At 69.3% G+C, this 4,215-nt stretch carries 3 protein-coding genes; all 3 read left to right on the forward strand.

What is annotated here, in order from left to right; all coding sequences use genetic code 11:
- The first annotated feature begins 44 nt into the window (after nt 1–44).
- Complete coding sequence (locus tag ACFFCN_RS18490) at nt 45–1,202, forward strand: pyridoxal phosphate-dependent aminotransferase (RefSeq protein ID WP_375494070.1); 1,158 nt, start codon at nt 45–47, stop codon at nt 1,200–1,202.
- Entirely contained in the window at nt 1,199–1,954 is a 756-nt protein-coding gene (locus ACFFCN_RS18495; RefSeq protein ID WP_375494066.1) for a nitrilase-related carbon-nitrogen hydrolase, read from the forward strand. The genes ACFFCN_RS18490 and ACFFCN_RS18495 overlap by 4 nt, the downstream gene beginning before the upstream one ends.
- Nucleotides 1,955–2,102: 148 nt before the next feature.
- Nucleotides 2,103–3,962, forward strand: a complete 1,860-nt coding sequence (locus ACFFCN_RS18500; protein ID WP_375494068.1) for an ABC transporter substrate-binding protein — start codon at nt 2,103–2,105, stop codon at nt 3,960–3,962.
- Nucleotides 3,963–4,215: the final 253 nt, after the last annotated feature.

Below are 4,215 nucleotides of genomic sequence, written 5' to 3' on the forward strand. Positions count from 1 at the left end.
GTCGGGGGGTGGTGCTGGCCGGGTCGAATCCGCTCGTCGAGCGCATGCGCGGTTTCGGGACGACGATCTTCGCCGAGATGTCCGCGCTGGCGCTCACCACGGGCAGTGTCAACCTCGGGCAGGGGTTCCCGGACACCGACGGCGTGGACGGCATCCTCGACGCCGCCGCGCAGGCACTGCGCGAAGGCGCCAACCAGTACCCGCCGGGCCCCGGCATCCCCGCGCTCAGGCAGGCCGTCGCCGAACACCAGCAGCGCAACTACGACCTGGCCTACGACCCGGATACCGAGGTGCTCGTCACGGCAGGCGCCACCGAGGCGATCGCGGCGGCGCTGCTCGCGCTGACCGGTCCCGGTGACGAGGTCGTGCTCTTCGAGCCGTACTACGACTCCTACGCCGCGTGCGTCGCCCTGGCCGGGGCGCAACGGCAGGTGGTGACGCTCGAACCGGACGGCGCCGGGTGGGGGTTCGACCCGGGCGCGCTCGAGCGCGCGATCACGCCGCGCACGAAGCTGCTGCTGCTGAACACGCCGCACAACCCGACCGGCGCCGTGTTCGACGACCGGCAACTGGCGGCCGTCGCCGACGTGGCCATCCGGCACGACCTGACCGTCGTGTCCGACGAGGTGTACGAGCACCTGGTGTTCGACGGCGCGCAGCACACGCCGATCGCGACGCTGCCCGGCATGCGCGAGCGGACCTTGACGATCAGCAGCGCCGGCAAGACGTTCAGCGTCACCGGCTGGAAGATCGGCTGGGTGTGCGCGCCGCCGCCGCTGCTCGCCGCGGTGCGCACCGTCAAGCAGTTCCTCACCTACGTCAACGGCGCGCCGTTCCAGCCCGCGGTCGCCGGCGTGCTCGATCGGGCGGAGCAGCTCGCCCCACGCGAGGCGCTGCAGCAGCAACGCGATCTGCTGTGCGCCGGCCTCGAGGCCGCGGGCTTCGACGTGCACCGCCCGCAGGCGACGTACTTCGCGACCGTCGACCTGCGGACGTCGGCGGCCGAGGTCACCGGTTCGCGCACCGACGCCGTGAGCTTCTGCCGGGAACTGCCGCAGCGGGCCGGTGTCGTGGCCATCCCGAGCAGCGTGTTCTACGACAGTGCGGCCGGCGATGCATTCGTGCGCTTCGCGTTCTGCAAACGACCGGCCGTCCTGGACGACGCCGTGCGGCGACTGCGTGAGGCGGGTGCGGCCCGGTGAAGGTCGGCATCGTCCAGCACGACATCGTCTGGGAGCAGCCCGAGCGCACCCGCGAGCAGGTACGTCCGATGATCGCGCAGGCGGCCGGCGCGGACGCCCGGCTCGTCGTGCTCAGTGAGATGTACGCGACCGGCTTCTCGATGCGCCCGGAACGGATCGCGGAGGACGAGGGCGGCCCGAACGAGCAGTTCCTGAGCGAGCAGGCGGCGCAGCACGGCATCACCGTCATCGCGTCGATCGCACAGCGCGGCAGCGACGGCAACTACCGCAACAACGCGGTCGTCGCGCGTGCGGACGGGCGGGTCGAGCGCTACGCGAAGATCCACCCGTTCAGCTACGCGGGCGAGCACGAGCGTTACGCGGCGGGCGAGCACTTCCTGACCGTGGACATCGACGGTCTGCGGGTCAGCACGTTCGTGTGCTACGACCTGCGTTTCGCCGACGAGTTCTGGGCGTTGGCGCAGCGCACCGACGCGTTCGTCGTCCCGGCCAACTGGCCGCAGCCGCGGCACGAGCACTGGCGGGCGCTCCTGCGAGCGCGCGCCATCGAGAACCAGTGCTACGTCGTGGGTGTCAATCGGGTGGGACTTGCCAAAGATCTCCCACATGCCGGTGGCTCGACCATCGTCGACCCGCTCGGCGTCAACCTGGTCGAGGCGGGCGACGCACCCGCCGTCCTGTGCGCGGAGGTGGACCCCGCCGTCGTGCGGCAGGTACGCGCCGATTTCCCGTTCCTGCAGGACCGCCGCTGATCGACGCGGCGCGAGCGGCGGGTCAACGGTTGGTCACGATTCGCGTTCTCGGGCCGTCGTGCCTTGCGGTGCGCGGCGGGCCACGATGGGATGTGCGGTTGCAGCGCCCGTTCACGAGACGGGCCCGTAATCGACAGGAGTTACAGGTATGAGACGGAGTCGGGCGATCAGCGTCGTCGCAACATGCGTCACGCTCGCGCTCGTGGCCGGATGCTCGTCATCCGGGTCGACGAACGGCAGCAAGAAGTCCGGAAGCAGCGGCGGCGCCAGCAGCCAGCAGTTCCCGGTGAACATCAACGCAGGCGGCACGCCCAAGCGCGGCGGGACGCTGCACATGCTGGGCACCGGCGACGTCGACTACATGGACCCGAACATCTCGTACTACAGCGTCGGTTACCTGGGCCTGCGCATGTGGAGCAGGCAGCTGCTGACCTACCCCGCGGTCGTCGGCAAGACCACCGAGGTGGTGCCCGACATGGCCACCCAGGTGCCGACCGCGAGCAACGGCGGTGTCACCGACGGCGGCAAGACGATCAAGCTGACCATCAAGAAGGGCGTCAAGTGGGACACCACCCCCGCCCGGCAGGTCACCGGCGCCGACCTCGTGCGCGGGTTCAAGCGGGCGTGCAACCCGGCCGAGCCGTTCGGCGGCATGCCGGACTTCGAGTCGCTCATCGTGGGCCTGGCGCAGTACTGCGCGGGCTTCGCGAAGGTGGACCCCAAGTCCGCGTCGGCCATCGCCGGTTACGCGAACAAGAACAACATCGCCGGCGTCTCGGTGGACCCGAGCAACCCCTTGGGCGTCGTGTACAAGCTCAACACGCCGGCGTCCTACTTCGTCGACATGCTGGCGATGCCGGTGTTCTCGCCGTCGCCCAAGGAGTACGACAAGTACATCCCGGCCGGCGCGGAGCTGGCTCAGCACACAATCTCGGACGGTCCGTACAAGATCACGAAGTACAGCCCGACCAAGGAGATCGATTTCGCCCGCAACGCCGCGTGGGACCCCGCGACGGACTCGGTGCGCAAGGCCTACGTCAACAACGTCGTGGTCAACGAGACGGGTAACCAGGACACCATCCAGACGCAGCTGCAGGCCAACGCGCCGAACGCCGACATGGAATGGGACGCGTTCCCGTCGAACACCACCGTGCCGAGCCTGCTCCAGAAGAAGGACAAGAACCTCAACGTCACGGCGACCTTCGGCATCACGCCGTACCTGGTCTTCGACTCGGTGTCGCCGAACAACGGCGGCGCGATGAAGAACGTGGCCGTGCGCCGGGCCGTCACCGAGGCCATCAACCGCCAGCACCTGACGGTCGACCTGTCCGGCTCGGCGGTCTCCCCGCCGTTGACGCACGTGCTGCCGGCCGGCATCTCGGGCGCCAAGGACAACTCGTCGCCGAACCCGTACCCGTACGACGTCAAGAAGGCGAAGTCGGATCTGGCCAAGGCCGGACACAAGCAGCTGACGCTGAAGATCCTCTACCGTTCGGCGAAGGCCGACTCCAAGGCGATCTTCCTGACCCTGCAGCAGGACTTCAAGGCCGCCGGCATCAATGTCGTGGGCCAGGGCGTGCCGAACGCCGACTTCTACACGAAGTACCTGCAGGTGCCGTCCGTGGACAAGAACGGGACCTGGGACATCGCCATCGCGAGCTGGGGCCCGGACTGGTACGGCGACGCCGCGAAGTCGTTCTTCGCCCCCCTGCTCTACGGCAACAACGGCGGCAGCGGCACCGCGTTCCCGCCGAACGGCAGCGACTACGGCTTCTACAACAACGCGCAGGTCAACAAGCTCACCGACCAGGCGTCGTCGCAGGCCAGTGCCGCCGCGGCGGGCAAGCTGTGGCAGCAGGCTGACAAGGTCGCGATGAAGGATGCGGCGCTCTACCCGATCACCACACCCAACCAGCCGAACTACCACGCTGCGCACGTGCACAACACGATTCCGATTCCGGCGTACCAGGTGCCGGACCCGACCAACGTGTGGCTCTCCTCGAGCTGACCGCGCGCACCCCGGAAACCGAAAGCGGCCGCCCCCACACCCAGCTGGGGGGGGGGGGTTGCGGGGGTTGGGGGGGGGGGGGGGGGGGGTGGGGGGGGGGGCGCGCAGATCGAGGAAGCGCCCGCCCGCGATGGTGCGTTGCGCGGTGGTGTCGCGCAGCACGAAGCGGTCGTTGACCGCGGCTGCGATGGGGCGTTCGAGCACGAGCTGGACATGCGCCTCACCGCCGGGCGCGACCGGGTCGTTGCCAAGC

The sequence above is a fragment of the uncultured Jatrophihabitans sp. genome (assembly GCF_964246335.1).
GTDB lineage: Bacteria > Actinomycetota > Actinomycetes > Mycobacteriales > Jatrophihabitantaceae > Jatrophihabitans.